Genomic DNA, 3,924 nt, shown 5'->3' with positions numbered 1-3,924 from the left:
TGCTTAAGCCGCTGGACTTATATGCCTCAATCCTAGCTTCCCACTGTTGCTTACGCTCTTTGTGCGTCATAGATAATCCCTCCTCATCATTTCTACGGAGGAATTATCTCACATCTGATTACAAATTTTTAGGTGTGCTCTATTTGACGCTTACAAGAAATCCAGAAAAAATTTGTGGTGAAGTTGCAACAACAACATCATGTCCTTTAACAAGTTTTCTTGCGATAATGTAACTTTTCAAGAAGAAATCTAAAAAAGAAATACCCCTTTGAAAAAGATTATTAGACTGCTTTAAACTCGGAATCCTAACAACTTTAACATTTTCATTAAAGTTGTCCTTCATTTCCACTTTAATACTTTTATATCTGTTTGGATATGCAGTAAGAACCGTAACTTGATGTTTTTCTGACAAAAAGCGAATAAGCGATTCCATTCTAAAAGAAGCAGCCCCAAGATCAGGTGGAAAATTATGTGTGATAATTAATATTTTCAATCTTTTCACCTCTTAGCAAATTAGCAATCTGTTTAACTCAACATATCTTTATTGTTACTTTTACGAAAAATGTATCTTAAATTTAATTTACATGTATCCTTAAGTTTCATAAATATACCATTTAGGTTTTATGTTTTTCTCCATAAAACTGTTTTAAAGATTTCTCGTTCTATAAACTTAATGCATCTTTTTAGTTAAAATTATTTGTATGGTAGTCTACTAATATTGGGAAGTAACTTCTTCTTAACATTTTCTGTTCAGCAGACTCAATAAGTTTCTTTTTACCACAATTAGAATGTTGCTTCCAAGCTTGCTTTAAAAAAGTAAATATTTTAAAACATAAAAAAATCTAAAAGGGCTACTTTTTTAAACTACAACTACGAATTTCATTTTATGTACTCAAATTTTCAAAAATCAACTATTAAATATACGTCTTTCTGTAGTAGAAGCTATCTCGCTATACATTTTTTCTACAGATTTCTTTATTCTTAACAACCCACCAAAATTAATCAATATACCTAACAACATAAGAAAACCTATTACTATAACCCCAAAATAAAAATACTGCTTAACATCTACAATCACTCCTACTAAAGCTGCCAGCACCGCTAAACCATAAATTATAAACACTGCTTGTCTCTGACTAAAGCCTTTTGTTATAAGCCTATGATGAAGATGATTTTTGTCTGCTGAAAACAATGGTTGCCTTTGCGCAATTCTTCGTAATATTGCCAAACCTGTATCAAAAATTGGTACCGCCAAAATTATTATAGGAGCTACAATCGAAGCAGGATTTTCCGGTATATCTAAAGCTATTATGCCTAATACAGCCAATAAAAACCCTATGAATGTACTACCCATATCTCCCATAAATACTTTTGCAGGATAAAAATTATAAAAAAGAAATCCAAGAATTGCACCAGCAAGCGATAACGCAATTATATACCCAATATACTCTAACCCTTCTCTTCCTAGAATAATCATAAATGCAATACAAGCAATAAGCGATACTCCTCCTGCTAAACCATCTAAGCCATCTATTAAATTAACTGCATTGATTATGCCAATAATCCAGCACATGCTTATAACTCCATCAATTAAAAAAGCTAGATATACATTATCAGTTATGTACTCACTTATATTAACCCTTATTCCTGCACCCACAACCAACGCGGCACACAATATTTGCACGATCAATTTTTTCTTAGCTTTAATATCGTAAATATCGTCAAACATTCCTACCACAACAAGCACAGCAGAAGCGATTACTATACTAACAACCTTTAGATCTATTTGTGAAAATATAAGAAAAGGAACGATGCATCCCATAAAAATAGCTGCTCCACCTAACAATGGAACGGGTTTTTTGTGAATTTTTCTGCCGTTAGGTTTGTCCACAATACCGTTTTTATTAGCAAACCTAACAACCAACGGCATTACTAATAGTGAGATCAAAAATGCAATAACAAAGACCCATAAATTTTTCATATGTATCACCTTCATAAAAATTAACTCGTTAATTTACTTATTAGTAAACAATCCTGTTTTAGAATTCTTTTTACGCAATCCTTACCAACCTCTTGCTATCCGAAATCAATCTTTCCAGCCTCTCCATATACTCCACCAAACCCTCATCCGAACCCACTAGAATACGCTTCAAGTTGTCCAGCTCTTTTCTCAATGTGTCTAAATCAGAAAACATTGGCTTGCCTATGAATATCTTCTCGTGTTTGGTAGCGGTTAAGCCCTCCTCGGCCATCAGAAGCTCCTCATATAGCTTCTCACCCGGCCTTAAGCCTGTAAACTCAATCTTTATGTCCACATCCGGCTCAAAACCCGACAGGCGGATGAGGTCACGGGCCAGGTCCACTATCTTGACCGGCTCGCCCATGTCAAGTACGAATATCTCACCCCCCTTAGCCATAGCCCCTGCCTGTATCACAAGCTGCACCGCCTCGGGTATGGTCATAAAATAGCGGTTTACCTCGGGATGAGTAACAGTGACCGGCCCACCTTCCTCTATCTGCTTCTTAAAAAGCGGTATCACGCTTCCATCGCTGCCCAGCACATTGCCAAACCTTACAGCCACAAACTCGGTCTTGCTATGGGCATCCATGGCCTGTATGATCATCTCGGCCACGCGCTTTGTAGCACCCATTATATTTGTGGGATTTACCGCTTTATCGGTAGATATGAGCACAAAGCGCTTTGTACCGTATTTATCGGCGCACTCGGCCACATTGAGCGTACCGAATACATTGTTCTTTATAGCCTCGGTAGGGTTGCTCTCCATAAGCGGTACATGCTTGTGCGCCGCAGCGTGAAACACCACATCCGGTCGGTACTTTGCAAAAATGTCTTCCATCCTGGGGCGATCCTGCACCGAGCCTATGAGAACCTCCTGGTCTAGTTCGGGATGGCGCCTTAAAAGCTCCAGGTGCAACATATATGCGTTGTTCTCGTATATATCCAGTATGAGAAGCTTTTTGGGTTCAAACCTAGCTACCTGCCTGCAAAGCTCCGAGCCTATTGAGCCCCCTCCGCCGGTTACCAGCACAACCTGGCCTTTGAGATACTGGGATATCTCCTCAAGGTTTATTTTAACCGGCTCTCTGCCCAAAAGATCTTCAATGCGAACATCGCGGATGTGCTTTACCGTGATCTTGCCGTTTATAAGCTCGTATATTCCCGGCAGGGTTTTTAGCTTGCACTTTGTCTTTTTGCATTCGTTGAGTATTGCCCTTATCTCGCTTCTGGGCGCCGAAGGCATGGCCACTATAATCTCATCAATGGCCTTTTGCTTGGCAATCTCCTTTATGCGCTCCCTGCCGCCGTATACCGGCACGCCCAAAATTTTCGACCCGTGCTTGGCCTTATCATCATCAATGGCTACCACGGGCTTTAAGCCCATCTCGGGGTGGTTCTTGAGCTCCTTTATGACCATTGCACCGGCTTCACCGGCACCGATTATCATGACCCTTTTGTACTCCTTGACGCCGTTGCCCGACCATACAATGCGGAGCCTCCTTAAAATCCGGAAGCTCAACCGCGTCCCACCCGTAAAAGCCATGCTGAAAAAGCAGTAAAGCAAGTACACGCTTACAGGAATCGAAACAATCAAAAACGTGCAGTATATGTAAGCCGCCAGCGAAGCGATGATGGATGAGGATATTATCATTATAAGTTCATTTATGCTGGCATATTTCCACAGGCTGCTGTAGAGCTGAAATACGTAATAGATAGGAATGCTTATAAGTGTGAAAGCAATGCATATTTGGTAAGCGTCAAATAGAGCACACCTAAAAATTTGTAATCAGATGTGAGATAATTCCTCCGTAGAAATGATGAGGAGGGATTATCTATGACGCACAAAGAGCGTAAGCAACAGTGGGAAGCTAGGATTGAGGCATATAAGTCCAGCGGCTTAAGCA

The 3,924-nt window shown here is 39.7% G+C and carries 2 protein-coding genes and 1 pseudogene; all 3 read right to left on the bottom strand.

Annotation, left to right across the window (positions count from 1 at the left end; translation table 11 throughout):
* Positions 1-139 precede the first annotated feature (139 nt).
* Complete coding sequence (locus tag BM241_RS11930; protein ID WP_092282888.1) at positions 140-493, bottom strand: glycosyltransferase family protein; 354 nt, start codon at positions 491-493, stop codon at positions 140-142.
* A gap of 414 nt (positions 494-907) precedes the next feature.
* Positions 908-1,996: a glycosyltransferase family 4 protein gene (locus tag BM241_RS11925; protein ID WP_092282887.1), complete on the bottom strand. Its 1,089-nt coding sequence runs from the start codon at positions 1,994-1,996 to the stop codon at positions 908-910.
* Positions 1,997-2,051: 55 nt separating this feature from the next.
* Positions 2,052-3,770: pseudogene (locus BM241_RS11920) on the bottom strand (polysaccharide biosynthesis protein); the annotation flags it as partial.
* Positions 3,771-3,924: the final 154 nt, after the last annotated feature.

Origin of the sequence: Caldicoprobacter faecalis, assembly GCF_900115765.1 — a bacterium.
Classification (GTDB): domain Bacteria; phylum Bacillota; class Clostridia; order Caldicoprobacterales; family Caldicoprobacteraceae; genus Caldicoprobacter; species Caldicoprobacter oshimai.
The sequence above is the reverse complement of the archived record's forward strand: the minus strand, read 5'-3'. Positions and strand labels throughout refer to the sequence as shown.